Genomic DNA, 945 nt, shown 5'->3' on the forward strand with positions numbered 1-945 from the left:
ATTTTTCACTAAGCTTTTGGTTATTATCCGCATTATAATTGTTATCTTTCTTTAACAAACCATTTAGCTTTTTCATAAGAATGGTTTCAGCATTTGAGCTATGTATTATTTTGATAGTAGGAATGATGAAATCAAAAAACTTCGTTCGATTATATACCAATTCGGATTCATCTTCATGCGAAAATATATCATCCTTCATTGCATATATAAATTTAATATCCAAACCCCTTAATTGAGCTGAACTATTTAATATTGTGTTTAAGCTTCTAAGTCTTTCAAAAATCTTGACATTTTGAAACCTATCCAAGTCCTCAAAAACAATATAGCAGTAATTTGATTTTTTAAATAGATAAATAATTTCATCCAAATAATGATTAAAAACTGTGCTTCCATCATGAAAGGTAAATTCTATGTTCGTGTTCGCAACCCCAAACTTACTTACACCTAGTTTTCTAAATACCATTAGCAACATATAGATAGCTATTCCATATATCCCTATTAGAATACTGTAAACTAACATTAATAAAACGTTCTCCCACAGTCCTTTTCCAAATAAATTTCCGTTTATTTGAGTTAACCATTTGTTAGTGATTAATAAATATAAAAAGATTCCTGTTCCCAACAAATAGAATATTATAGAAAATATGTACCAAAATGATAAATCACTTATCTTAGTAAATTTAGAATTTGAAATTCGATTTGGATTTACCTGATAAAACATCTGCTGTAATATTTGTTGTTCTAATATGTTTTCACTTGATGGAGAATTGCCTGTTTGATCTTGTTCTGTTTTAAAAGTAGCAATTGAGACTCTCATCATTTTCTTAGCTTTTTCTTTATATTTTTCAAAATATGCATCAATAATGGTCGTTTTTCCTGCTCCATAACCTCCAGTAATTGCAATATTTTTATTTTCCTTTTTTTCTAATGCCTTTTTTAATATAC

Annotated in this window: 1 protein-coding gene; it reads right to left on the reverse strand. The window is 27.5% G+C overall.

Translation table 11 applies throughout. The features are described from left to right. Positions 1-945: YobI family P-loop NTPase (locus tag HU235_RS16220; protein WP_459213476.1), on the reverse strand; the 945-nt coding region annotated here is incomplete at both ends.

The sequence above is a fragment of the Metabacillus niabensis genome, assembly GCF_902829255.1.
GTDB lineage: Bacteria > Bacillota > Bacilli > Bacillales > Bacillaceae > Metabacillus > Metabacillus niabensis.